The 25,943-nt window shown below is 48.7% G+C and carries 26 protein-coding genes and 1 riboswitch; of the genes, 8 read left to right on the top strand and 18 right to left on the bottom strand.

Going from position 1 to position 25,943, the window contains the following annotated elements; all coding sequences use genetic code 11:
* Positions 1-151 precede the first annotated feature (151 nt).
* From HII30_RS07565 to HII30_RS07535, 7 genes are all read right to left on the bottom strand, one after another.
* Entirely contained in the window at positions 152-991 is an 840-nt protein-coding gene (locus HII30_RS07565; protein WP_169504408.1) for a MetQ/NlpA family ABC transporter substrate-binding protein, read from the bottom strand.
* Positions 992-1,036: 45 nt separating this feature from the next.
* On the bottom strand, positions 1,037-1,705 hold the full coding sequence (locus HII30_RS07560; RefSeq protein WP_169504407.1) for a methionine ABC transporter permease: 669 nt from the start codon (positions 1,703-1,705) through the stop codon (positions 1,037-1,039).
* Positions 1,705-2,715: a methionine ABC transporter ATP-binding protein gene (locus HII30_RS07555; protein WP_169504406.1), complete on the bottom strand. Its 1,011-nt coding sequence runs from the start codon at positions 2,713-2,715 to the stop codon at positions 1,705-1,707. Before HII30_RS07555 ends, HII30_RS07560 begins: the two co-directional genes overlap by 1 nt.
* A 102-nt stretch (positions 2,716-2,817) precedes the next feature.
* Positions 2,818-2,962: riboswitch (SAM riboswitch) on the bottom strand.
* Positions 2,963-3,074: 112 nt separating this feature from the next.
* On the bottom strand, positions 3,075-3,794 hold the full coding sequence (locus HII30_RS07550; protein WP_169504405.1) for a Cthe_2314 family HEPN domain-containing protein: 720 nt from the start codon (positions 3,792-3,794) through the stop codon (positions 3,075-3,077).
* A 23-nt stretch (positions 3,795-3,817) separates the two neighbouring features.
* Positions 3,818-5,599, bottom strand: a complete 1,782-nt coding sequence (locus HII30_RS07545) for a UbiD family decarboxylase (protein WP_169504404.1) — start codon at positions 5,597-5,599, stop codon at positions 3,818-3,820.
* Between the two features lie 72 nt (positions 5,600-5,671).
* On the bottom strand, positions 5,672-6,616 hold the full coding sequence (locus HII30_RS07540; protein ID WP_169504403.1) for a COX15/CtaA family protein: 945 nt from the start codon (positions 6,614-6,616) through the stop codon (positions 5,672-5,674).
* A 159-nt stretch (positions 6,617-6,775) separates the two neighbouring features.
* Complete coding sequence (locus HII30_RS07535) at positions 6,776-7,120, bottom strand: thioredoxin family protein (protein WP_169504402.1); 345 nt, start codon at positions 7,118-7,120, stop codon at positions 6,776-6,778.
* A 127-nt stretch (positions 7,121-7,247) separates the two neighbouring features.
* Between HII30_RS07535 and HII30_RS07530 the strand changes: the two genes are divergently transcribed.
* A complete protein-coding gene (locus HII30_RS07530; protein WP_169504401.1) occupies positions 7,248-8,573 on the top strand; it encodes a DUF2515 family protein in 1,326 nt (441 codons plus the stop codon).
* 47 nt (positions 8,574-8,620) lie between these two features.
* Here the strand turns inward: HII30_RS07530 and HII30_RS07525 are convergent, their stop codons facing one another.
* The 7 genes from HII30_RS07525 to HII30_RS07495 all read right to left on the bottom strand — a co-directional run bounded on the left by HII30_RS07525 (position 8,621) and on the right by HII30_RS07495 (position 17,830).
* Positions 8,621-10,255, bottom strand: a complete 1,635-nt coding sequence (locus HII30_RS07525) for a putative polysaccharide biosynthesis protein (RefSeq protein ID WP_169504400.1) — start codon at positions 10,253-10,255, stop codon at positions 8,621-8,623.
* 18 nt (positions 10,256-10,273) lie between these two features.
* A complete protein-coding gene (locus HII30_RS07520) occupies positions 10,274-10,753 on the bottom strand; it encodes a DUF456 family protein (RefSeq protein WP_169504399.1) in 480 nt (159 codons plus the stop codon).
* A 16-nt stretch (positions 10,754-10,769) separates the two neighbouring features.
* On the bottom strand, positions 10,770-11,519 hold the full coding sequence (locus HII30_RS07515; protein WP_169504398.1) for a Cof-type HAD-IIB family hydrolase: 750 nt from the start codon (positions 11,517-11,519) through the stop codon (positions 10,770-10,772).
* A gap of 280 nt (positions 11,520-11,799) precedes the next feature.
* A complete protein-coding gene (locus HII30_RS07510) occupies positions 11,800-13,848 on the bottom strand; it encodes a peptidoglycan D,D-transpeptidase FtsI family protein (protein ID WP_425495979.1) in 2,049 nt (682 codons plus the stop codon).
* Between the two features lie 121 nt (positions 13,849-13,969).
* On the bottom strand, positions 13,970-16,066 hold the full coding sequence (locus tag HII30_RS07505) for a penicillin-binding transpeptidase domain-containing protein (protein ID WP_169504581.1): 2,097 nt from the start codon (positions 16,064-16,066) through the stop codon (positions 13,970-13,972).
* 136 nt (positions 16,067-16,202) lie between these two features.
* Positions 16,203-17,354, bottom strand: coding sequence for a transglutaminase domain-containing protein (locus tag HII30_RS07500; protein WP_169504397.1), 1,152 nt, complete (start codon positions 17,352-17,354; stop codon positions 16,203-16,205).
* A 26-nt stretch (positions 17,355-17,380) separates the two neighbouring features.
* Positions 17,381-17,830 (bottom strand): hypothetical protein, encoded by a 450-nt coding sequence (locus tag HII30_RS07495; RefSeq protein ID WP_169504396.1) that lies wholly within the window; start codon positions 17,828-17,830, stop codon positions 17,381-17,383.
* Between the two features lie 184 nt (positions 17,831-18,014).
* On the opposite strand from HII30_RS07495, the gene HII30_RS07490 reads away from it, so the two are divergent.
* Together HII30_RS07490 and HII30_RS07485 are read left to right on the top strand one after the other, a co-directional pair.
* Positions 18,015-19,160, top strand: coding sequence for an MFS transporter (locus HII30_RS07490; protein WP_169504395.1), 1,146 nt, complete (start codon positions 18,015-18,017; stop codon positions 19,158-19,160).
* Positions 19,161-19,567: 407 nt separating this feature from the next.
* Positions 19,568-19,912 carry a toprim domain-containing protein gene (locus tag HII30_RS07485; RefSeq protein ID WP_246246184.1) on the top strand — a complete coding sequence of 115 codons (345 nt, stop codon included), beginning with the start codon at positions 19,568-19,570 and terminating at the stop codon, positions 19,910-19,912.
* A gap of 50 nt (positions 19,913-19,962) precedes the next feature.
* Here the strand turns inward: HII30_RS07485 and HII30_RS07480 are convergent, their stop codons facing one another.
* Both HII30_RS07480 and HII30_RS07475 read right to left on the bottom strand, forming a co-directional pair.
* Positions 19,963-20,583, bottom strand: coding sequence for an SCO family protein (locus HII30_RS07480; protein ID WP_169504394.1), 621 nt, complete (start codon positions 20,581-20,583; stop codon positions 19,963-19,965).
* Positions 20,584-20,842: 259 nt separating this feature from the next.
* On the bottom strand, positions 20,843-21,073 hold the full coding sequence (locus tag HII30_RS07475; RefSeq protein WP_169504393.1) for an alpha/beta-type small acid-soluble spore protein: 231 nt from the start codon (positions 21,071-21,073) through the stop codon (positions 20,843-20,845).
* Between the two features lie 120 nt (positions 21,074-21,193).
* Here HII30_RS07475 and HII30_RS07470 point away from each other — a divergent pair, with 120 nt between their 5' ends.
* The 3 genes from HII30_RS07470 to HII30_RS07460 all read left to right on the top strand — a co-directional run bounded on the left by HII30_RS07470 (position 21,194) and on the right by HII30_RS07460 (position 22,860).
* Positions 21,194-21,367, top strand: a complete 174-nt coding sequence (locus HII30_RS07470) for a hypothetical protein (protein ID WP_169504392.1) — start codon at positions 21,194-21,196, stop codon at positions 21,365-21,367.
* Positions 21,368-21,463: 96 nt separating this feature from the next.
* Entirely contained in the window at positions 21,464-22,435 is a 972-nt protein-coding gene (locus tag HII30_RS07465) for an aldose 1-epimerase (RefSeq protein ID WP_169504391.1), read from the top strand.
* Between the two features lie 185 nt (positions 22,436-22,620).
* On the top strand, positions 22,621-22,860 hold the full coding sequence (locus HII30_RS07460; RefSeq protein WP_281363447.1) for an alpha/beta-type small acid-soluble spore protein: 240 nt from the start codon (positions 22,621-22,623) through the stop codon (positions 22,858-22,860).
* A gap of 86 nt (positions 22,861-22,946) precedes the next feature.
* Here HII30_RS07460 and HII30_RS07455 read toward each other — a convergent pair whose 3' ends face one another.
* Both HII30_RS07455 and HII30_RS07450 read right to left on the bottom strand, forming a co-directional pair.
* Entirely contained in the window at positions 22,947-23,351 is a 405-nt protein-coding gene (locus HII30_RS07455; protein ID WP_169504390.1) for an O-methyltransferase, read from the bottom strand.
* Between the two features lie 237 nt (positions 23,352-23,588).
* Positions 23,589-25,388: a M3 family oligoendopeptidase gene (locus HII30_RS07450; RefSeq protein WP_169504389.1), complete on the bottom strand. Its 1,800-nt coding sequence runs from the start codon at positions 25,386-25,388 to the stop codon at positions 23,589-23,591.
* Between the two features lie 128 nt (positions 25,389-25,516).
* On the opposite strand from HII30_RS07450, the gene HII30_RS07445 reads away from it, so the two are divergent.
* Positions 25,517-25,702 carry a YycC family protein gene (locus HII30_RS07445; protein WP_169504388.1) on the top strand — a complete coding sequence of 62 codons (186 nt, stop codon included), beginning with the start codon at positions 25,517-25,519 and terminating at the stop codon, positions 25,700-25,702.
* Complete coding sequence (locus tag HII30_RS07440) at positions 25,699-25,929, top strand: hypothetical protein (RefSeq protein ID WP_169504387.1); 231 nt, start codon at positions 25,699-25,701, stop codon at positions 25,927-25,929. Before HII30_RS07445 ends, HII30_RS07440 begins: the two co-directional genes overlap by 4 nt.
* Positions 25,930-25,943: the final 14 nt, after the last annotated feature.

The following is a 25,943-nucleotide window of genomic DNA, read 5'->3' as shown; positions in this document are numbered from 1 at the left end:
AAACAGGCTTTTATATGTATTATACCGTTATTGTACCTATTTACCCTGAACCGACCAAAAGGAATCTTCGTCTCTAAATCAAAACAGGTCTTTCGAGGGAGTTCATTCGCTCGAAAGACCTGTTTTTGTTTATTTCTTATTTTCATGTGCTTTAGAATGCCGGAATAATCGCACCTTTGTACTCATTCTCGATAAATGCCTTCACATCATCCGAGGTTATAGCCTTCACCAGTTTTTGAATCGCCTCCGAATCCTTGTTATCAGAGCGCGCAACCAGCAGGTTGGCATACGGATTATCCTTGTCTTCGATCACCAGTGCATCTTCCAGCGGATTGAGATCTGCTTCAAGCGCATAGTTCGTATTGATGACGGCCATATCCATTTCATCCAGCATACGCGGCAGCATTGGTGCTTCCACTTCACGAATATCCAGATTTTTCGGATTCTCAACAATGTCCTTTGCTGTGGCTTCCAGGTTGTTCTCATCTTTCAGCTTGATCAATCCATTTTTGGACAACAGCGCAAGTGCACGTCCAGCATTGGATGGGTCATTGGGAATAGCAACGACAGCCCGGTCTTTCAGTTCATCAATCGACTTCACTTTTTTTGAATATACGCCCATCGGCTCGACATGAACAGAGGCTACGGACACCAGATCAAATCCGCGTTTCTCAACCTCGCTGTCCAGATACGGCTTGTGCTGGAAAAAGTTCGCGTCGATTTCTTTTTGGTTTGTTCTCTGGTTCGGCTGTACATAGTCCGTGAATTCTACAATTTCAAGGTTTACACCTTCTGCCTCAAGCGCTGGCTTGATATGCTCCAGAATTTGGGCATGCGGTTCAGGGGAAGCTCCCACTTTGATCGTAACTGGTTCATTTGCAGTTTGTCCTTCAGATCCACTGCCAGTGCCTTCCTCTGCGGGTTTTGATCCGCAAGCTGCCAGTACAAGCATCATGATCAGTGTCAGTATCATTACATTCGATCTTTTCATTATTCAATTCCTCCTAAATAAATTATCATCAATCTCAATACAACATTACTTTCTTGTAAAATGCCGGACGACCCGGTCACCCGCCATCTGAAGCAGCTGCACCAATACCACCATGAGCACGACTGCCACAATCATCACTTCAGTCTCATATCGGTTATAGCCGTATTTGATGGCAAGGTCACCCAGCCCTCCGCCTCCGACCAGACCAGACATCGCGGTATAGGATACCAATGTTACAACCGTGATGGTGATTGCCGCAACCAATCCTGGGCGGGCTTCCGGAAGGAGCACACGCCATACAACCTGCCGGGTTGAAGATCCCATGGCATGAGCTGCCTCAATGACACCCTTGTCCACTTCATTCAATGCTGTTTCCACCAGCCGGGCAAAGAAAGGTGCTGCCCCGATTACCAGCGGCGGGATGGTCCCGAGTACACCATAGGATTGACCAACGATGGCTCTTGTAACCGGGATGAGCGCTACGATCAGGATGATAAACGGCACCGACCGGAGAATGTTGACTACAAAGGATAACACCGTGTAGCATGCCCGAATCCAGACCGATGTTGAACGGGCACACATGTACAGCATGACCCCAATCGGGAGTCCGATCAGGACCGCAAACAGCGAGGAGGCAAACAGCATCCGCAGTGTATCCATTGTTGCGGTATATACCTCTTGCCAATCCACCATGGAAAAGTCCAGTCCAAACATCAGCTGCTCACCTCCACATCAAGTCCCTGCTTCTGCAGCTGTACAACCGTCTGATTGACGGATTCAGGACTGCCTTCAAAACGCACAATCAATTGACCGTAAGGGGTCTCCTTAATTTTTGAAATAGTCCCCTGAAGAATGGCAAAAGTGACTCCAGTTTCCCTGACGACATCAGATAATGTGGATTCGTAGGTTTTGGCTCCGAGAAACGTTATTTTAACTGTTCTTTCATTCGGTTGCCCGCTCAAAGTCGTAAAGGGATCCCCATCACTCAGCTGATCATTTCGAATAAAGTCCCGGGTCACCTCATGCCGAGGCTTTAGAAATACTTCCGTCACCGGGCCCTCTTCCACAATTCCGCCTTGATGGATGACGGCCACTCGGTCGCAAATGCTCTGGATCACATGCATTTCATGTGTAATCAGCACAATCGTCAGATTAAAACGCCTGTTGATGTCCAGCAGCAGCTTCAGTATGGAATCTGTGGTCTGAGGATCCAGTGCAGAGGTCGCTTCATCACAGAGCAGCACTTCTGGATCGCTTGCCAGCGCTCTGGCTATACCTACCCGCTGTTTCTGTCCCCCGGAGAGCTGTGCGGGATACTTGTGACGGTGTTCCTCCAGCCCTACCAGTGCCAGCAGTTCACCTACTTTTTGTTCCACTTTCGACTTCGGTGTATTACACAAGCGGAGCGGGAAAGCAATGTTGTCAAACACCGTTGCCGAAGACAGCAGGTTAAAATGCTGGAAGATCATCCCGATTTTACGGCGTTCGTTCTGCAGCTGTTTTTTACCCAATGCCGTCAGGTTAATGCCGTTCACCCAGACTTCCCCCGAGGTCGGGCGTTCCAGAAGATTCATACATCGGATCAGCGTACTCTTGCCTGCACCTGAATGTCCAATAACCCCAAAAATTTCTCCCTTTTGTATCGATAAATCTAAACCGGATAAAGCAGTTGTCAGCCTTCCCGGTTTTCCGTACTGTTTCGTCAGCTGTTTAAGCTCGATCATGTTCGGACCACTCCTTTCCTTCGTTATGCATCATTAAACAAATAAAAGAGCCCTTGATTGCAGAATCAAAAAGGGCTCTCTTTACGTAAAGACGAATGCCTTTTCTCATCTGCCAAAACTGTGCTCCCGCACGGTCTTGAAGGAATTAGCACCATGACACTTCTGACATCGGCGAGGTATACGCCATTGCTCAGAAATCGGTTGCCGGGCTTCATCGGGCCTGTCCCTCCGCCTCTCTCGATAAGAAAACATCGATATGAAATTATTGTTTGATTGATTTTCAGAAACTAATCATGGATTGCAATAGTAAGTATATGATCTTTTAAAATCTTTGTCAAAAGGATTTTTCAGGAAATACATTAAACTTTCATGCCCTTTTCAGCCAAAACTTTGTTCGTATAGTGATAGGCTGCCGAAAGTGTTTTGCATATCATATCCAGTCCTTGCTTGAGATCATCCAGATGCTTGTCCAGATCTTCCAGTTCAATCTTGTGTTTCAATCCCTGGTGACGCTGCCACAAGTCGTCCTGCATTTCGGAATTCATGTAATGAATTTCTGCATTCCGGCGTTTGCGCAGTATGGATAACGGCGTTTTGTATGTGTCCTTGATATCATCCAGAGTCCGGGACAAATCCTCATGGATTTTTAAATATTTGAACTGGCGGAGCACTGTGAAATAAGAGAAATGCGGCTTCACTTTGGAAGTATTCAGATCATACAAGTCATTCAGCACTGTGCCAAGCTTGTCTAGGATGGAGAATACACGGATAAATCCATTTTTGTAGAAATACACATACCGGCTGTATTCCCCCTGCTCCTGAAGTGACATGTCGTCGACATATCCGGCATTGACGGATTTGCGAAAATGGGCAGCCGCGAACCAGCTTTGCTCCAATTCGTCCAGTGACACAATCAGCCCTTGGCTCCAGATTTCCAGCTTGCGGAAGTCATGGGTAGGATCCTGATTCCTCTCCATTTCCTTCTGGAGAAGCTGGGTGGTCTTGACCATGGTTTCAATAGCATCTTCCATCAGACCGTGATTAAGCCGGGGTTCCTCCCCCAGCAGTATTCGAAGCATGGCGTTACCTCCTACAGTCAAGTTCAAAGCTTGGCAGTTGAGTCAAAATACTCTTTCCATCGAGTATCCACTAACTGTACAATATCTTCCCGCGGAAACAGCTCATCCGGGTAACCCGGTTTCATACGTGCATCGATCACGATCGGGAGCCTGTAGGACAGGTGATGATTACGGACTTCAGCTGCAGCAAACATATCTGTTGCCGGATTGAAGCGGGTAAATACCGTCCACAGGAATGAGGTCTGGGTTGCTGACGTCTGTATGGCATCATCGGTCACAATGATCAGCGGCCACCCCGTATTGCGGCCCAGCATGTGCTGCATCACCTGCTGGGCAAGCTCCGGATTCTGATCATACGATGCTCCCGACACGACCAGGCACCCTCCGCAGTATGGCTGCACCTGTTCAATTCCGGGAATAACACCTTCTTCATACACCCTTGGAAGTTCACGAACCGGCTGGCCGATGCCAAGCATTACGGCCTTGCTGCCATGATTCAGCTTCTTCCCGGTATAATCCAGCGTATCGTGCGATGTTTTATTAAATATAAACAGATCTGTAGTCGGATTAAACCTAGCAAGCACAGCTTCCATCGTATCTTTGAAATGAGCAAGGTCGAGCGGAAGGTCGGTAAGCATCAGAAATTTCGTCAGCGACAGCTGCCCTTCGCCCAGAATCCGAAACGCAGATACTAGCGATTCCCTGGAATAACTTTCTCGAACCACGGCGGCTGTCAAGGCGTGAAAGCCGGTTTCTGCATAGGTCCACAGCGACTTCACCGCAGGCATAACCATCGGGAATGCGGGTGAAAGGAGCCGCTGGAGGAAGTCCCCCATATAATAATCTTCCTGACGGGGCTTGCCTACAATCGTTGCAGGGAAGATGGCATCTTTGCGCCGCCACATATGCTGTACATTCATCAGCGGGAAATCATGTGCTAGCGAGTAATAGCCATAGTGGTCCCCGAAAGGCCCTTCCAGGCGGCGTTCATGCGGCGGAACCAGACCTTGAATGGCAAACTCCGCCTCTGCAGGTATACGATGACCACCCAAAGGATTGTCAGCCATCGGCAGCTTCCCGCCCATAATAAGCGAGGTTAGAAGCAGTTCCGGCAGATGCTCAGGCACAGGAGCTATAGCGGAAGCGATCAGAGCAGGAGGCCCGCCAACAAAAATGGATACCGGCAGTGCCTGATTTTGCTGTTCTGCTTCGTGATAATGAAAGCCGCCGCCTTTATGAATCTGCCAGTGGATACCGGTCGTCTGGTCGTCATACAGCTGGATGCGGTACATGCCCAGATTGTGGTCCTTGGGCTTCGACGGACTCTCCGTATACACCAGCGGCAGCGTAATGAAAGGGCCTCCATCTTCCTGCCAGCTTGTAATTTTCGGTAAATCTCTCAGCGGGGCGTCCGTCACTTTTACACCCATGACAGGAGCGTCCTGAGCCGGCACCGATTTCAGCCCTACCTTTAAAATGTCCTTAATGAGGCCCCGTTCATTCCAGAGCGATGTAAACGTCGGCGGCAAAAGCGTTTCTGTTGCTCCGATCAACGATTTCATCAGCTGCTCCGGCTTGGGTCCAAAAGCCATGTCCACACGACGCGGTGTACCAAACAGGTTGGTGGCTACCGGAAAAGGTGTGCCTTTCACATTGGTGAACAGAAGTGCCGGGCCGCCCTCCTCGATCACACGACGATGAATCTCGGCCAGCTCCAGGTATGGATCTACAGGCGCATCAATAACAGCCAGATCTTTTTCTTTGCGAAGGCTTTCCAGCCATTGACGCAGATTACTATAGTTCACAGCTCTTCCCCCTATAAAAGTGAAGTCCCCGAACGCAGCGCGCCGTGGACTTGGACTATTTTTGAAACAAACTTACTTGATGCTTCGTTGAGCTGTATCCCGGCTTAGCTGCCACACCCGGACACTCATGTAGCACAGCACGCCGAACAAAGCGGATATGAGCAGGGTATGTCCCAGAGCCGCAAAAATATACAGCTGGTCATTATGCATGGTCGCCATCAGAATAGGTCCACTCAGCACCTGCAGTGAGCAGATGACGATTGCGGAGATCCCGAGCATCTGAATTTCACGGTTATCCCGGTTGCGCCAGAAGGCAAAATGAGCCATGACCGCTACCACCAGCAGCAGCAGTGCCGCAGCTACCCGGTGCATAAAAGCAATGCCAACACCGCCAGTAAGCTCCGGAATTACAGCTCCGTTGCACAGGGGCCACCCTGAACACCCTTCTCGTGAATCCGTATGGCTCACAAAAGCTCCTATGTACACCACGACATAGGAATAAATAGCTGTTCCCCATACCAGGTTGCGGAAACTCTTGCTTACACGCGGCAGATGATCATGTGCCATGAAATTTCCTGCCTTCTCCAGTCTTCGCATCCCCAGTGCCAGCATGACAGAACTTGCAAAGGCAACGAGAGAAAACCCGAAGTGCAAGGCCATGACGGCTGCCGATTGCGGTGATAATACCGCCATGGCTCCCATGATCGCCTGCAGGATGACAAAGACCGAAGTCAGAATTACAAAAACCATCAAATCTCGGCGGTCGCGCTTGAACCTCCAGAAAGCAATAAGGGATGCCAGCGCAGACAACCCGGCCAAACCGCTGACCGCCCTGTGAGAGTACTCAATCATGGAAGCCAGTGTGTAAGCGGGAACAAATTTACCATTGCAAAGAGGCCACTCCCGGCCGCAGCCGAGCCCTGATTCCGTTTTCGTGACCACCATCCCTCCAAAAGTCGCGAGAAACATAATCAAACATGTTATGTAGCTGAGCCATTTCAGTTGTTTATTATTCAACATATTCACCTGCTGCCTAGTATTTCGGAAAGCATTTATCACTAATACACAATCCAATCTATATTATAGCGGATTCAAGCCATATGGTCATGGATTGATTGTGACAAAATGTTCAAAAATAAAACACTGCCTCCTGATATCACGGAGGCAGTGTGCACATTACTCTTGGATGGAGTTGTATACTTCCAGTGCGCGCTGCAGAAACGCTTCAATCTCTTCCCTGGATTTGCGGAGCTTGTTCACGAACCGGACCAGCTCACGCCCGTCCGAATAAGCAACAAAGCTTGGAATACCGAGGATATTCTGCTGTTGGCTGACGTCACCAACCTGGTCCACATCCACTTCAACCAGTGTCAGACGGTCAGAGTACTTCGCTTCCACCTCTGGCATAAACGGATCAATGAATTTGCAGTCACCGCACCAGTCTGCCTTGAATACAGCAATAGTCAGTCTTGGGGACTGGATCGATACTTGAAATGCGGCTTCTGATGTGACTTTTTCCATGGGACACTCCCCTTTTCCTCTGAATTCCTCTCTCTTCTTTAGTGAAGCAAATGTTTGAGTGGAAGTCAAATTTCTGAGCCATACTGAAGGTGATGTACTTATAAAAAATGAAAGAAGGTAGCGGTTCATGGGACAGCCCCGCAGACATGCAGCCGGACGTTCCTTATGGTCCACACTGACTTCATTACCACGGGCAGCGTCGGAGGCTGCCTTAGGCCTTGCGGCTTCCTGGCACAATTCCAGCGAACTGCGGCGGGTGAAAAAGCCTATACTCTGGAATGAAGGGACGACAAGAAGCATCCTATGTATTCTTGACAAAACCGCCGAGGGGTGCCGCAGAGAGCGAGCAGGACGGACTGGCTGGCCGTCGAAAGCATCGCAGAATCTCACCTCTGCTGACCACCTGCTTATTCAGCGAATCCGGGAAACCTCTGCGGAGGCCAACCGCAGCAATATTACTCGGACAAAAGCCTATTTGGAGATCTATGAAGAATTCCCTGAATTACATTGGGCTTTACTTGCGCACCTGGTTTCCCGAAATGCCGGCTGGAACATGACTGACCTGAAGGGCGGTCTGATGTCCGACCTGACCGATACCCGGTTCAAGATGAATATGTATCGTTTTCTGGAACGGTGCAATGCCCTTATTTTTCAGGATGCCTACCCGCAGCTGCTTCTCTATAAGCACAGCAGAGCACTGGAACGAAGCTGCTTTCACCTGCTGCAGCATTTCCAAATCTCGGAATTCATGATTCCGTTTTGGGATCGGTTCTGGATTGATCGCAGCAGCTCATTGCTTAGTGTCGCCCTGATTATTAACGAACAAAACTATATTGAAGACAGGGTGATTCGTCATCCTTTTTTTCGGGAACATGTATTAAATCACCGTTATGTAAAGCTTCATGAATGGACCCGATTGAATCAGATTTTATTTCCTCTGGGTGAGAGCAACTGCCGTCATGATCTGTACAAGCAGTCGATATTGCCGCTTCGCCCGCTGACCGGTCTGACCATACAGCATTTTGCGGATCCTTCGGCAAGAATCAAGACAGGTAAGACGCTTTATGCCATGCTGTTTGGCTATGAGTCTGTGTTTCAGGGTGCACTGCACTTTGCCAGATGTACCCCCCATCAAGGATCTCGGGACGAATATTGGCCTGATCTCTTTACACATGTGCAGGAACAAGCCATAAATGCTCCGGATGAGAGCAGTGTGCTGCTCCAATCCGAGTGGCTGCCGGAGGGAGAGCGGCTGTACAGTCCGCGGCTGGAACAGGTCTGGTATGATACAGAATATGAGCCGATCCCCAGATATGACTGGTTTCAAAAGCCCGATATGCTGCGCCATGTCAGCAAACCGGCACTTCCTTTATGGATCGATATGACGCATGCCCACCGCTTTTCACTGGAAAGAACTTCAGCAGTGCATGATGCCGCCAGGTCATTTAGATAGCAAAAAACCTCCCTGCTCATAACAGCAGAGAGGTTTCACCTATGAGCTTATTTATTCACGTCATGTTCGCGGAAAACAGACGGCTGAAGACGCATCAGCGGACGGAAGACCTTTTGCAGTACTCGCGGATAACCAGCCAGCTCCGACTTCCGCAGTACGCCCAGGACCACAAGCAGCAGGAGGTAGACCACACCGACGATCAGACCAACGAAACAGCAGGTGATCAGAAAAGCGAGACGGTCCGGCATCACTTGAACCAGCTGGATGCCCAGAGTATTGGTTCCGTAGCCAGCCGCAAAACCGGCAAGCACCGTCACTCCAAAGCTGATCCAGCGTGTTCCCAGGATGGAGAATGGAACAATGCCCTTGATCGTCCTTACATTCAGGAATGTAATGATCAAGAAACAAAGCGCGGTCGCTGTAATGATCCCGTAGATGCCGAGTAATGGAGCGAGCAGGATGCTGAACACTAATTTGACAATCAGGCCTACAAGCACGTGCAGCATCGTTATTTTGGCTTTGCCGGTTCCCAGCAGTATGGAGCCTGAGGTCACCATCGTGATCTGGAAAATCGTCGTCAGCGTAAGCATCATAATAATTCCGCTGCCGCCCAGGGAACTGAACAGTAGTCCGTTCAAGGAATAGGAGGCTGCGGCCAGAACCAGCACCACAGGCATTCCTGACAAAATGGAAACCCGCAGCGCTAACGTGACCTGACTCTGCAGATGCTCTTGATCCTTACGGGCATATGCAGCCGAAATAATCGGGATCAGCGACTGTGCCAGTGCCACCGCCAGAATAGGCGGAATACCAGCAATACTCTGTGCACGTGTGCCGAGTACAGCCAGTGCAGCCGTCGCCTGATTCGGTCCAATCACCCCGTTAAGCAGAGGCTTGACGAGTGAGGTGTCGAGAAAGTTAACCGACGGTACGGTCACAGATGACAGCACAATCGGGATCGACAGGGTAAAGATCGCCTTATAGATCCCGCCCAGCGGAATGGATGTATCTGCACCCAGCTCGTTCTGCACCTTATCCTGGCGCCGCAGCTTTAGGCCAAATGCCAGCATGACACAGAATGCAGCAATACTGCCAAGCACTCCGCCAAAGGTAGCACCCGCTGCTGCCCATTGATCATCGTAACCAATGCGGATCAGTATGTAAGCTAGGCCGATCCCGGTAACGACCCGGGCGATCTGTTCCACAATCTGTGAAACACCGCCCGGTGTCATAAAGTTTCTGCCCTGGAAATACCCTCGCATAATTGCGATCGTCGGAAACAGCAGCAGCGCCGGTGCCAGTGCCTGGATGGCAGGTGCTGCTTCGGGCAGCTTAGCAATATGTGTGGCATAATATGGGGCCGAAAAGTACAGCAGCATCGTGATGATAATTCCTGCTCCTGCTGAGAAATAAAGCGCTGCCTGATACACACGCTTCGCTTCTGCGGGCCGGTTCATAGCATATCGTTCCGAGACCATTTTGCTGAGTGTGCTCGGAACTCCGGCAGTCGCAAGTGCCAGAAGAATAAGGTAAACATTATTTGCGATCGTAAATGCGGATTGTCCCACATCATTCAAGAGATGCTCCAGCGGAATTCGCTGAGCAAGTCCCAGTACCCGTGCGACCAGAGCGGCCGCGGCCAGGATAATCGTGCCTTTGATGAACGTATCTTTCTTTGCCAAATCCTTACCCTTCTTTCTTTAAAAAACCCATATCAGGAATATAATAATCATCGCCAGCTGTAAAACCACTTTGACAACAATCGTGCTAAAGAGGCCGAGTACAGAGCCCAAGCCCACCTTCACCGCTTTTCCGGGCGCCGATCCGGATATCATTTCTCCAATCATGGCACCAAGAAACGGACCGATGATCAGACCGAACGCAGGAATAGCAAATGGACCAATGATCAGACCGATCGTACTTCCCCAGATCGAAGCTTTGGAGCCGCCCAGTTTTTTGACGCCCCAAGCATTCACGGCATAATCCGCAATGAACAGAACGATCAAAATCAAGGTCTGGATGATCCAGAACCACATGGTGTAATGCTCAAAGGTAAAGAACCAGCCGTATACAAACAGCGCCAGATAAATGGCGACAACTCCGGGCAGGATCGGATACACAGCTCCGGCCATACCAATAATGAATAAGGCAATAATAATGATCCAGCCTAATACATCCACCTGCTACCCACTCCTGTCAAAGTATATGTTCCCGAATAACCTCGGCGATTCCGTCCTCGTTATTTCCGGCAACGACAATGTCGGCTTCATCCTTGACCGTCTGCTGGGCATTACCCATGGCAACGCCCAGACCAGCCTGCTGGATGACGGCCAGGTCATTCAGGCTGTCGCCGCAGGCCACAACCTGAGACATCTCCAGTCCCAGCAGGCCGCATACCTGCTTGATGCCTTCGGCCTTGTTCACTCCCTGTGGATTGATCTCAAGATTATGCGGCGATGAATTGGTAATTTCCAGGCCTCCCATATTCTGAAGCGTCATCAAAATATGATGCCGGATCTCATCGTCTTCGGTATAATAGCCAAACTTCAGCCACTCCTCCTGCTCGATATTCTTTTCAACCGCATCGGTCCAGCTGTCCCGGTTGTATATTCGCTCTACCGTATACGCCCAGTACCAGGATCCGGTTTCAACCGCCAGCTGATGCATTTGACGCACCAGGCTCACGTCCATCAGTGAACGCCGGTACAGATCATATGGCGCACGCCACACCTCACTCCCGTTAACAGTAACCATTGGCGTCGACAGCTCCAGCTGCTTTGCATATGGATACGCGCTTTGAAATCCTCTGCCTGTGGACAGGCAGACGTGAACGCCCTGGCGAACCGCTTCTTGAATCCATTTGACGGTTTCCGGCGAGATCTCGTGCTCGTCTGTCAGCAGGGTGCCGTCCATGTCTAGGGCGAGCAGCTGGTATTTCTTACTCATGGGTAAGCCCCCTTCGTTGTTTGCTCTCTTCATTAATATAACGCCATTCTACCACAAATGAAAAATTCCGCCCAAAGCCGTTTACGTTGCTGGTTGCCCGGTGCGTGCGCCCCAAGCGAAAGCAGCTTTGGGCAAGCAAAGAAGCGGCGATTCAAGGTTAGCACCCTATCGCCACTTCTTTGTACCGTAAAAAACTAACGTCATGGGACAGCGCCGGGTTGCGTGAACATTAGTTATGGCACTGCTGTTGGGACACTGCAGTCAAGGAGCTGTCGTTCCGTTACTGTTCCCCCGATTCTGTACCATCCACACCCTCTTCGCCTTCTGGAGCCTCTTCTTTTTTAGGGTGCGGGGTGCCGTCTAACCCATATACCTCATCGTATGCATCGAACATTTTACGGGCCACCGGCGCGGCACTGTAAGCACCAAATCCGCCTTCCGGTATGATCACGGCCACCGCGAGCTTCGGATTTTCACGAGGTGCAAAGGCGATGAATACACCGTTATCCGCATCAATTTTTTTGCCTTTTTCATAAATGGTCATTTGCGAGGTCCCCGTCTTCCGGGCGAAGTCATACCCGAAGTCTTCAAAGGCCTGAAGTCCCTGCGTGTTCATTCCTCGAATGATTTCATCCCAATATCGATCTTGAAATTCCACTTTATTGATCACTTCACGCTTAAATGTTTTAACTACAGTTCCATCCTGGGTTTCGATTTTACTGGCCAGCTGCGGCTTGATTCTTTCTCCACGGTTTGCGAGCATCGCCGTGTACTGCGCCAGCTGCAGTGTAGTATAGCCGTGTGACTGACCAAAAGATGCAAATGACAAAGCAGCCATCGGGCTTCCAGCGGCCTCCACATTCCGATAATCGATCTTGCCCAGGAACTCTTGAGGAAGCCCGGACTCCGTTGACACGCCCAGACCAAAATCTTTCATGTATTTTCCCCATTTCTCAATTCCTTTAGCACCATATTTTGCATAGAACTTTTCGCCTACCATATCGATCATAAAAGCATTGGACGATTTTTCTATCGCCTTGCCCGCATTAATGGATCCCAGCGCCTTGCTGCCAGAGTTCCGAACTTTGGAGAGTGTGTCATTCCCAATTTGGGCAAAACCTTGGTCATTGTAATAATCATTAGCTCCAAACAGACCTTCATTCAGACCAATCAGAACACTTAACGGTTTTATGGTTGAGCCCAGCCATGGAATCGAGTCCAGCCCGTTTTTGGAACGACCGCTGTTGTATGGCGAGATGGTGCCGTTGCCATAGAAGGGAAGCACTTTGTCCCATTCATCCGTTCCATCCTTCCATACATTCGGGTCATAATCCGGGATACTTGCCATGGCAACAACATACCCTGTGTCTACCTCCATCGCCACGGCATAGCCTGTAGTAGCTTCCTCATGCAATTTTCCCGAGAATGGAGTCGTGCGCAGCCACTGCAGCTGCTCTACAATGGCCTGTTCTGTTCGCATCTGAATCTCTTTGTGAATCGTACTGTACACATTGTGGCCCTTCTCCGGCGCAATCAATGCCGGCACGCCGTCAATCATGTTCTGTGGATTAATGGGAATGCTCATATATCCGCTTTTGCCGCGGAGAGCATCCTGAAACATCATCTCCAGTCCATCCACACCGACCTGCTCACTTTCCGAATATGTCAAACCTGGTTCCCGGTCATTGTTCTTCTTGTCAATGGCACCGTATTTCTCCAAGCTCTTCTGTCCTCTAAATTCCCTCAAGTAACCTACAGTCTGAACAGCCACCGTATCTTTGTCATAATAACGGACGTTTTCCTCTACAATTTCAATCCCCGGATACTGGGACTTGTTCTCAATAAAATAAGCAATTTCTTGATCTGTCAGGTTCCCTTTGATCCAGCGGGGCTCGTATCCGTGTTGTTTATTGAACTCCAGATCAAGCTTTTCCATCACATCTTCTACTGTCAGGGCATTCTCAGGATCTTGATCTCCATACTTGTTAAATGCTTGTACAACTTTATTGGCAAACGCCTCAATCTCAGACCGATCCTGAATCAGCAGCGTTACATACATGGCATGAGATGGTTTAGAGTAGGCGAGTGGTATACCCGCAGCGTCCAGGATACTTCCTCGAATGGGCGCCATAGGAAAGTTTTTGGTTCGGCCGCCCGCTTCCTGCTCCGTTAATTCCGGACCTTCTACAAACTGCAAAATAGCTAATCGTACGATAATGATACTAAATATAAGAAATGTGGTGAAAAAGAATATATTGATCCGTACGTTAAATTGGCGGTCGCTGCCTTCTTCCTCCGGCTTCTGTTTCATAAATGTAAATCTTCTCACACGTTACGGCCCTCCCTTTTTTATACACTTTCACATTTTACCATAATTTCCATCCTGCAAGTTCCTTATATTACATAAAAAAACAGGCGGATTTCTCCGCCTGTTTATCAAGTCATTTAAGTTATGGAGCTGTCGTTCCGGTATCGCTCCCGGCCGCTTCTGTCCCTTCATCGGCTTCTTCACCTTCTGGAACTTCTTCTTCTTTAGGATGCGGCGTGCCGTCCAGACCATACACCTCATCGTATGCATCGAAGATTTTACGGGCAACAGGTGACGCACTGTAAGAACCGAAGCCCCCTTCCGGAATAATGACAGCTACTGCCAGCTTCGGATTCTCCCGCGGTGCAAACGCAATAAATACACCATTATCTGTGAAGATAGGTTCGCCCTTTTCGTAAATGGTCATCTGGGACGTCCCCGTCTTCCGGGCAAAATCATATCCGAAGCCTTCAAAGGCAGGAAGCCCCTGCGTATTCATTCCACGTATGACTTCATCCCAATGCCGGTCCTGAAGCTCTACTTTGCTGATCACTTCACGTTTAAACGTTCGTACAATTCTTCCATCTTGGGTTTCGATCTTGCTGGCCAGCTGCGGCTTGATTCTTTCTCCCCGGTTTGCCAGCATTGACGTATACTGCGCCAATTGAAGTGTCGAGTAACCGCCCGACTGTCCAAAGGACGCAAATGCAAGCGCGGCTATCGGACTTCCTGCATTCTCCGAACGATAATCGATCTTGCCAAGAAATTCCTTTGGAAGTCCTGACTGGGTCGATACACCCAGGCCGAAATCCTTCATATATTTATCCCATACATCGATCCCTTTGGCGCCGTATTTCGCAAACAGCTTTTCGCCCACCATATCAATCATGAAGGCATTCGACGATTTTTCTATCGCTTTAGCCGCATTGATGGATCCCAGCGCCTTGCTGCCCGAGTTACGAACTTTGGAGCGCGTGTCATTTCCGATTTGGGCAAATCCCTGGTCATAATAATAATCATTAACGCCAAACAGACCTTCATTCAGCCCGATCAAAACACTTAACGGTTTAATGGTCGAACCCAGCATGGGAATCGAATCCAGTCCGTTTTTGGAACGACCGCTGCTGTATGGCGAGATGGTGCCGTTGCCATAGAAGGGAAGCACTTTGTCCCATTCATCCGTTCCATCCTTCCATACATTCGGGTCGTAATCCGGGATGCTTGCCATGGCAACGACATTGCCTGTGTCTACCTCCATGGCCACAGCATAACCTGTTGTAGCATTCGGATGCGTCTGACCCGAGAATGGGGTTGTGCGCAGCCATTCCAGCTGTTCCACGATGGCCTGTTCTGTTCGCATCTGAATCTCTTTATGAATCGTACTGTACACATTGTGGCCCTTCTCAGGCGCAACCAGTGCCGGCACCCCGTCAATCATGTTCTGCGGATTAATTGGAATGCTCATATATCCGCTTTTACCGCGCAGGGCATCCTGAAACATCATCTCCAGCCCATCCACACCGACCTGCTCGGTTTCCGTATACCTTAACCCCGGCTCCCGGTTACCATTCTTCTTGTCAATAGCACCGTATTTAGTCAAACTCTTCTGCCCTTTAAATTCCCTCAAGTAACCTACGGTCTGTACAGCCACCGTATCCTTGTCGTAATAGCGGACATTCTCCTCCACAATTTCGATCCCTGGAAACTGGTGTTTGTTCTCAATAAAAAACGCAACCTCTTTATCCGTCAGGTCCCCCTTGATCCGGCGAGGCTCATATCCATGCTGTTTATTGGATTCCAGATCAAGTGCCGAAATGACCTCTTCCATGGTCATGGCCTTCTCAGGATCCTGATCTCCATGCTCTTTAAAAGCCTTTACCACTTTTTCGGCAAACGCTTCAATCTCAGGACGATTCTTCGCTCCGATCTCTGAATCCTTGTTATAATTTTTAAGAAGCGTTACATAGAGTGCATTGGATGGCTTGGAGTAAGCAATCGGTGTACCTGCAGCATCCAGAATACTGCCACGAATCGGCGCAAGCGGAAAGTTTTTGGTCCGGCCGCCAGTTTCCTGCTCGGTTAATTCCGGACCTTCCACAAACTGCAAAATGGCTAACCGTACAATTATAATACTGAATATAAGAAATGTACTGAAAAAGAACACATTAATCCGCATATTGAACTGGTGCCCGGCGTCGACCTCTTCCTCTTTCCGCTTGTCCCGCTTGAAAAACTTCACTTCATTTCTCTCCTTTTGTTCACGTTCACGTACCCATATCTTATCATAACCATCTGCACGGTTCATCTCCATAGCCTGCAAGTCGCAGCAGATCATAGAACAGGCCGCTCAAGCGTATCTTTGAGCGGCCTGTTCTTCAAAACACTTCTTCTTTAATATGCGTTTCTGCAAAGCGAGGCGGATTGAACCAGTCTCCGCTCTGCGCCCAGGTCGGATCCAGCGGCACCCACTGGTCCTGTTCTGACAGATAAACCTCATTCCACGCATGAGGTCCATATCCTCCCTGGCCGTTGTAGCCTTGGCCCGTGACCACCCGAACTTCAAGATCCTGGGAGCGTGCCATCATGGCATACAAACGTGCGTAATCGATGCACACACCCCACCTTGTATCATACGTGTCCTGCGGCGTCTGCTCTTTCCAGATCCGCTGCTCCTCATACAGCTTTACTTTGTCATAATCATACGATATACGCGTCCCTACCCAATCATAGAGAAGGCGGGCTTTCTGCTCGTCCGTAGCTGCGTCCTTAACCACATGTGCAGCAGTTTCCTGAATACCTTGCGGAATCGCATGGTCGATGACCTCATATTTCTTCTGCATGATTCCGTTCAGTTCTTGCTGAACGGACTGTGTAAACACAGGCAGCTTTTCTTTCACGAACGTCCCGGACAGAGGTTCAATCACCACTTGCGCTCCTTGCCGGTAAACCGGAGATGCCTCTACATATCGGCTGAAGTCACTGCTAGGATTCAAGCTTACACAAATAAACAAGACGGCAATCACAAGAATTCCTCGTGCAGTCCCCAGCAGTACCCCGATTAAAGCTCCGGTGAGACGACTAGTCACTGAGGCAGGCCGTTCACGGCTGCCTGAAGCTCCGCCGCCCCTGCTGCCAATCGTCAATGCCGCCAGCAGACGCAGCAGCGATATGATGATACCGTAACAGATCATAAATATCACAGCAAAGCGCAGCAGCGGGAAGCTCGCCATGGAATGAATGGCCGTATACCAGATCTGTTCCCAGAAATTCAGCTCCCGGCCAGGCATCCGCTGTCCCAATACTTCCAGCCAGCCTGCTGCTTTCGGAGAAACCGACAAGGTAAACAGCACAGAAATAGCGAGGCCGATCAGACGCAGCAGCGTGTCACCCAGAAAAAAAGCCAGCCTGCCCGCAGAGCGGGATGCTCCCCGGTTCCAGCCCTGAATAAGGGACAGGACCGCGATGAGCAGCAGCAATATGGTTACCACGTTGCCTTCGCGCAGACTGTCACTCCACATCGCCAACATGTCATCCCTCCTGTCTATCCAGCCACTCAGCTGCCTGTTGTCGAATTGGTCCTGGCCTGTCCGATATAACTCTGAATCGTATCATTAATATCCCAAGTCCCTACCGGAACCCCCCGGAATGTTACTTTCACTTCCCCGGATCCGCTGCTCCCGTTAAGTTCCAGATTGGGAGCCTTGACCGTGTAGGTTCCGTCCCCGTTTGATGTATATTTAGCGTCCTGCGCTTCCTTCATCATTAAATTCATCACTTCAGATTTGACCGTATCCACCGTTTCATTCTTCACCGTACTCACTACATCATTGATTTGGTCCAGTGAAATACCGCTGTAAATGAGAAGTCCCCCTACAATGAGAACCACAAGCAGCCATTTGACCACGGTCTTGACCAGATTGACCACGATCAGCAAAACAATCAGGCCAATGGCTATAACCAGCCAATTTTGCTTCAGAAATTCTAACCATACTTGAGTATCCAACCATCTCACTCCTATCGGCACAACTAGGTATTCATACCTTCAGCCACTCATATTTAATTATACATGATTTCCTGCTCTGCTGTCAGCCAGACATCATGGGTTAAAAATCAGGAGGTATAAGCACGTCCCTTCCTACGTACAAGTAGTACATAACCTGTCTTCTTGCTGGTAGGAGGTGCTTTTTGTGAAAACTGCTTTATGGCTTTATATGTTCCTATTTCTGGCCTATTTTGATCTGCATGCACAGCATCCGGTCCTGACCCCCTTTGCTCTCTCCCTCGGTGCTGCTCCCGCTTTTATAGGATGGATGATGGGGATTTATGCCTTGACTCATATGCCGGGCAACCTCATTGCCGGAAGTATGATCGATAAGCATGGCAGCCGGCGCTATATTATTTTCAGCTTAAGTGCAGCTGGTCTCATTCTCTTGTTCCAGGCTCATGTCGAGATGCCCTGGCAGCTGATGCTGCTGCGGTCCATGAGTGGTTTTGTGCTTGCTTTTCTTTCTCCCGCCTGCCTTGCGCTATTGGCTTCCTTGTCTAAAGATCCGGTGACGCAGGGGAAGTATATGTCAGGCCATGGTGTCGTACATACGTTAGCCTCCGTACTGTCTCCCGCAGCGGGTGCCTTCATCGTAGCAAAAAGCGGGTTCTCGGGCACTTTTCAAAGTCTGGGATGGCTTCTCATTCTCACCGGGTTGATCGCTTATCTTACCGTCCCTAAAACATCAAGGCTTCCTAATAACACTAAAGAAGAAGCCTCAGCTCCTGCCGGAAAGCTTCCATTTAGCCTGCGTTTGTATATCGTTCCGTTTGCCATCGCATGCTGTCAGGGTATGCTGTTCTTTGAGATTTCGCTCCGGTCTGGCGGTCATGCCAGCATTTTATCCACCGGCATTTTGTTTTCCTCCATAAGTCTTGGTGCTTTAATCACGCTGAGCATGCTGTTTCTGAACCATTATTCACCTGGCAAAAGAACAGCGGCCTCCATTCTTGTCCTGGCCTTATGTTTTTACGCTCTTGCTGCGGCAAAACAGGTTCCGCTGATTGGAATCCTGTTCGTGATCGGCATGGCAAAAGGACTTCTGTTCCCCGCTTTGTCTTCATTGTTTATCGAATTGAGCGGAGGTGCATCATTTGGCAGGGTGTTCTCCTATCAATCCATTGCCATGTCTATTGGTTCCTTTGCGGGACCCGTAGCTGCCGGGCAGCTGCGGAGTGATATCTCCCCTTACTTTGCAGGATTTATTTTATTGATGATCGCCTTAATCCTGCTGCCCTTCAGAAAAATCAACAGCCCGATCGATTTGTCAGCCAGAGCACATTTGTAACAGGCTGTCCAGTTGGCCCAATATGAACCTTCTAGGCGGTTACACAATCCATTTGGGTATTCTGACATAGGATACAGTGTGGCAGATGACCACCGAGCAATAATCACATCCCCGAAGGAGTGAATTTCAATATGAGTCATGTTCATAAGCCTTGTTATCCTGCAGTTGGCGGAATCGGAACCTCTGTTGGCATGATCCTTGTGCTTTATATCCTGCTGGTTATCATACTGAGCTGCTTTTACTAATATAAACTTTGCACTCCAAGGGTGCCTGATTCCGCAGAAGCGGATGAAGGCATCTTTTTTGCATGATATACACCGATAAAGTTAAACTATACATAATGATCTCATTTCCCGGGGAATGGTGACGGTTCAGAGCAGAATATGACGGGAGGTGCCTATATTTCCATGTATATCATCGTCGAAGGAAAAAATGATCGCAGCCGGCTTCGCCGTTTGCTTACACCAGACATCAGCATCCTGTGCACATTTGGCACTCTGAACTCCGTTAAACTGGAGTCTCTGCGCAAACAAGTTAAGAATGAGGAAGTATATTTGTTTATGGACAACGACAACTCCGGCAAAAAAATCCGCGGCATTCTTCGAGATGCCTTTCCGGATGCCATCCATATTTATACCCGCAGGGGATATGCAGGCGTGGAAGGCACGCCGGATGAATATCTGATTGCACAGCTGGAAAAGGCTGGTTTGGAGGAATTCATTATTTACCCTCCGCTGCTTCCGGAATTATAAAAAAAAGCGTCTGATTCCCTAATATATACGGAACCGGACGCTTTGTTCATTTATTCTTTGATCAAACCTTGGATGTCTTTTACTACATCCGCCACCACAACATTGCTCGGATCACTCGCATCATACATTTTGCGAATATTGTTTTCACGGTCGACCAGTGCGATCCGGTTGCCATGCGTATAGTTCTCCGCACTATTTCCAATCAGAGGGATTTTGAACGAACCCTGCATGAGCTGGCGGGTTTCTTCCTGATCCCCTCTTAAGAAATACCATCCACTGTAATCCGCAAAAAACTTGTCACCGAATGCTTTGATTTTTTCACGCGTATCGGTTTCAGGGTCGAAGGAAAATGAGACGATAGCCGCTTCTTCTCCGAAAACGCCTTCTTCTTTCTTCAGCTCATTCTGTACTTGTGACAACACCATCGTCGTCGGCGGACATACGTCCGGACAGCTCGTGAAGTAGAAGTACATCAATCTTACCTTCCCCGCTGTATCATCTCTGGATACCGTGCTTCCATCTACATTTTCCATCCTGAAATCGGCAACTTGTCCCACGACCGGCAGCTTGCTTTTCCCAAGCCCCAGCACGTTCGCAACTAAAAATCCGGCTGCAATCAGACAAACGGCAATCAGCAGCCACGACCATTTGTACTTTTTCATGATATTCATGTTACGGTCTCCCCTTTAAGACTAGGTCTTCCACTTTGTAATCAAGCTTATCATATGATGGCGGATTATGGCTCCATAAAACAAGAGCTTTCGGTTCAAGTGGTATGACAATTCAGTGACACTTTACGAGCAAGCATTTTACCTTGACGGGAAGCCTGCATTACGGCACAATTTGTCTAGGAAATGAGAGGTTATCATATAGGCAGCAAAAAGCCCGAAGCATAGCTTCGGGCCAGGGAACTGCTCGTATAAATGATCCTTACAGGCTGCTGCGTCCAGAGCCGGACAGAGATTGTTCAGCCATTTGTACCAGACGTTTTGTGATATATCCTCCCAAAGAGCCATTCTCACGAGAAGTGTAGTGACCCATGTAGCCGTCTTGCGGGATGGTTACGCCCAGCTCTTGAGCCGCCTCCATTTTGAGCTGCTGCAGGGCTGCGTTTGCTTGTGGAACAACCAGATTATTACTGCGGGATCCTCTTTGTGCCATGTTGTTCATTCTCCCTTCAATCAATGTCTGTGTCTGTGCAAGCTTGCAAGCTTATTATGGCTCGTTCTCTCACTGTTATACCGATAAATAAAAAAAATAATTTCAGGGAGGTCATACAATATGGGAAAGGGCTTATCGCTCTGGTTTGCTGTCTCCTCCATCATTTTGCTTAGTGCAGCTTCTATTATGATCAGCCAGAATATATGGATCGCTGCAGCGCTGGGTGTTCTCACACTGCTGAATATCGGCTGGGGCTTTATTGTGAAGGCCAAACATGGACGCTCAGACAGTTAATTTTGAAATGACAGGCATTTTTTTTACGAGTCCTTTATAAATCTGGTATGATGGGTTTAGTTATCTTCAGAAACAATGTGGTAAAGGAGCATCGATATGAATCAGGTGACTAAGGGTCAGTGGAATGGTTATGATACTTACATTCTTAACAGCGGCATATTAGAAGTAACCCTCCTGCCCCGTCTCGGCAACAACGTGATTGCGGTTCATGACCTGCAGGAACAGCGGCAGGTTTTGCGCAGACCCGATGAAAGCGAGCTGGCATTTTATTTACAAAAGCCTTACCACTTCGGCATGCCTATGCTTATACCTCCAGGAAGAATCTCCAAGGGACGTTTTGATTACGCCGGCATGACCTATCAGTTTGATCAGAATACTGCTCATGATAACCATATCCACGGCCTGCACCGTACACAAGCATGGTGTGTTAGCGATATTGAAGAAGATGAAGAAGGATGCTCCGTAACTACCGAGTTCCAAACTGCAGATGATCCCAAGTGGATACAGCAGTTTCCTGAACCTTTAAAACTCCAGATGGTATTTAACCTGAAGGGAAGCACCCTTCAACAGCGTTTGAGAGTCAGCAATCTCGGAAACCGGCCCGTCCCCTTTGGAATGGGATATCATACTTGGTTTCTACTTGATGGACAGCCGCACAGATGGAATCTCCAGCTTCCTGTCGAAGGGATTTATGTCTTGAATGAAGAGCTTATCCCTACAGGAGAACGCGTTTCTCTTCGGGAACTTGAGTCACTGAATACCGGATTTAATCTTCAAGGCTCTGATCTGGATACTATTTTCAAAATTCCTGCAGATCAGCCAGCCGAAGCTGTCCTCTCCCGGGATGACGGTTACACCATACGCTATACTGGGGATCAGGCCTTGTTTAAACATTGGGTTTTATACACCAAAGGTGCAGCTGAGGAATTTCTGTGCATCGAACCTTATACCTGGCTTCCCAATGCGCCTAACCTCAACCTGCCACAGGAAGAGACCGGTTTGATTCAACTTCTTCCCGGATCATCCGTTGAATTGCTGACCCAGTTGGAAATTCAGCATCCAGGCTGAGCATTCATCACATGTTATTTCATAGTAGAGGCTGTTTCAATGATCACGGACCCATTGAAACAGCCTTTTTTTGTGCTGCAAGGAATAACGGTGAAAATTACCAGGAATGAAGTCTGATCTTCGCGAATGAGATGCTCTTCTTTCAACCATAATATCTTCATACAACGACGAAGGAGGTGACAAACATGGGTATGGGTCAACAACAAGGCCGCAGCAGAAGCTCGAACAACCTGGTTGTTCCACAAGCTAATGCAGCGCTTCAACAACTGAAATACGAAGCCGCACAAGAACTGGGCGTTACAATTCCACAAGACGGTTACATGGGTCAGTACACATCCCGCGAAACAGGTTCTTTGGGAGGCTATATTACAAAACGTCTGGTACAAATGGCTGAGCAGCAATTATCGGGTCGTTCTAACCTGTAATTGATTCTCTTCCCTCCAGATCAAAAGAAAGAGGCGGTCTTCTCCCCAAAGATCGCCTCTTTCGGTATGTACAAAAAAAAATGAGATCAGGATTCGGAAGCTGCATCGGAAACAGCCGATCGGGTATAACGGATCATCATATTAGCCATGTTGTAATTGGATTCCAATACAGCATCAACCAGGATCGTTCCCTGCCTGACTGCAAACTCATAACTGATTTCACCATGGGTCCAGCGGCGTTTATGCTTGAGGCTTTCCAGTGCCATACTGCGAAATGAAGTCTGCTGTACTTTTGTCAATCCATCCTCTGCTGGCGCTATCATCCCGTTGCGCCCTGCCAACGGATTATGGCGGATACCAAATTTCCCGATGACGTTATTGCGTATTTGCACAAATACCGTGCCGGAATTCAGGCCTGACAGTTCTTCCTCCAGCTCCTTAAATACCAGATCCAGCTGACGTGCCAATGAAAGCTGCTCTAATTTAATCATTTCAACCCCCCTCCCCTTTCAAATCCTAACCCTATATAGGGCTTGTGACTCATTATAGGACAAGAAGCCGCTTACATCAACATATTACAACATAATTGGGTATTAATCCCTAAATTTGCATATCAAAACAAATCAATATATGCCTAATTTCGTCAACTTTCATCTTTTTGCGACAATAAAAGAAGCCCTCTACGTAAAAGGACTTCATTCACTCTAGTCGTTATGAATCTGTTATTTTTAAACCAAATGATCCGTCATCTCCAAAAACTGCCCGATATCATCTGCACAGAACTCGGCAGCCTTTTGCCAGAAATCAGGCTGGGTCAGATCCACTCCAAGATGTTTCTGCGCCAAATCTTCGACCGTTAAAATGCCAGTATCCTGAAGCAGCGCCTCATATTTAGCAGCAAAGGATGCCCCCTCATTCAGGGCCATGACATACAAGCCTGTGCTGAACATATAGCCAAAGGTATATGGGAAATTATAAAACGGCACTCCGGTTATATAGAAATGCAGCTTGGATGCCCAGAAATGCGGATGATACTCTGTCAGGGAATCCAGGTACGCTTCTTTTTGTGCATTCTCCATCAGCTCGCTGATCTCGCCGGCGGTTAATATCCCCTGCTTGCGCTGCTCATAAAAGCGTGTCTCAAACAGAAACCGTGCATGGATATTCATAAAGAAAGCCACACTTCGATTGATCTTTTCTTCCAGCAGGGCCAGGCGCTCCTCCTCATTTTGAGCACCTTTTACGAGCGCATCAGAGACGATCATTTCAGCAAAGGTCGATGCCGTTTCCGCAACATTCATCGCATAACTCTGATTCAGAACCGGAAGCTCCCGCATCAGATATTGGTGATAAGCATGGCCCAGCTCATGGGCCAGAGTCGATACATTGGATGCTGTACCACTATAGGTCATGAAGATTCGCGTCTGGTTGCTGTATTTCAGAGATGTGCAGAAGCCGCCAGGACGTTTACCCGCACGATCCTCAGCTTCGATCCAGTTCTTATCAAAAGCCATCTGGGCGAAGTCAGCCATCTTGGGACTGAATGTCCGGAATTGATTCACGATGGTTTTAGCTGCATCATCATAGCTGATTTTCGCTTCGGACTTCTGCAGCGGGGCATCCACATCTTCCCACGAGAGCTGCTCCAGGCCGAGCAGCTTTGCCTTGCGGTTCAAAAACTCAACTAGCACAGGCTTCGTATCCTGAACGACAGACCACATGGCATCCAGCGTCTCCTGGCGCATCCGGTTAACGGCCAGCGGCTCTTTCAGCACTTGATCCCAGCCGCGGCCTTCGTACAGCTTGAGTCGGAAACCGGACAGATGGTTTAATGTATCTGCACAATAGTCTTCCGAAGAGGTCCAGGCCTCCTCCCATTTGTGGAACATCTCTTTGCGGACATCCTTGTCAGGATGGCTGAGCTTGTTGGCAGCCTGCCCTGCAGACAGCATCCGGGTCTCACCGTTTTCTTCAAATGGAATATGGATCTTGCTGACAATGGTGTTGTAAAAATCACCCCATCCGTGATACCCGTCGATGGAGAGGGACAGAGCCAGACCTTCCAGTTCGGGACTCATCTTCTCCTTGGCGAGATTGCGGCTTTCATTCAGCGTAAAGGCAAGCGGTGCCACTGTCTCGCTCGAAATCCAGGATTCCCAGACAGCATCATCCATCCCACGCAGCAGAGTATTAAACTGTACCGAAACACTTTGGAAACGGGCGAGAATACCTGTAATTCTACCGGACAGCTGATTAGCTTTTGTATCTTTTTGATTCTGTGCCGTCAGACAGCTTATAAATGCACGGGCTTCACTGCCTTTGGCATAACACTGCTCCAGCTTGACGAGAATATGTTCCAGCTGTGCCGTTTCTTCCAGGTTCTGAGGGAGCTTAACCGAGTTCACCATGTCAGACAGCTGAACAATCTCCTGTTCCAGCTGGCTAAGAAATTCCTGAAATGCTGGCGAGGAAGAGCCTCCGGGGAATATCGTTTCCAGGTCCCACGTTTGTCGAAGTGGTGTATTCATTGTTTAAAACCTCTTTTCGTATCAGAAATTTGGGCGTTATTTTCATTTGTGACTTTGGACAGAACAGTGTATAACTATGTAAAAGAATCTTTTACACTTATATTTTACACATAGAAAGGAAGGCTCATATGAGACCATTACAAATATCACCGGAAACGGCGCTAATATTATCTAAAAAACTGAATGTACCCTTAGAAAACCTGATGCACATGCCTCAGCATATATTAATGCAAAAAATTGCAGAACTCTCCAATTCCGAGGAAACAGCTTCCCCTGAGAACAGCGCCGGCAAGTCACCGGAGAAGGAATCATGATTCCTTTTGCCAAGGCCTGGCCCTATGATGTGGTTTCGGGAGACGTTTACGTACAAAGCTGTCCGTTCTGCGGCTGTGACAATGTGCTGCTCCCTATGAAACCCAAAGAGCTGGTCAGTGTAAGAGAAGGAAAAAAAAAGCTGCTCGTTTTCCCTTGCTGCCATAACCGAGTCACTGTGCTGGACAGCGATGCGGATTATATCCTGACAGACCAGAAGCTTCGATAACAGCCCTGTGATTG

The organism is Paenibacillus lemnae (assembly GCF_012933385.1).
GTDB classification, from domain to species: Bacteria; Bacillota; Bacilli; order Paenibacillales; family Paenibacillaceae; genus Paenibacillus_AQ; species Paenibacillus_AQ lemnae.
Note: the sequence above shows the minus strand (reverse complement) of the source record. Positions and strands in the feature narration are given on the sequence as shown.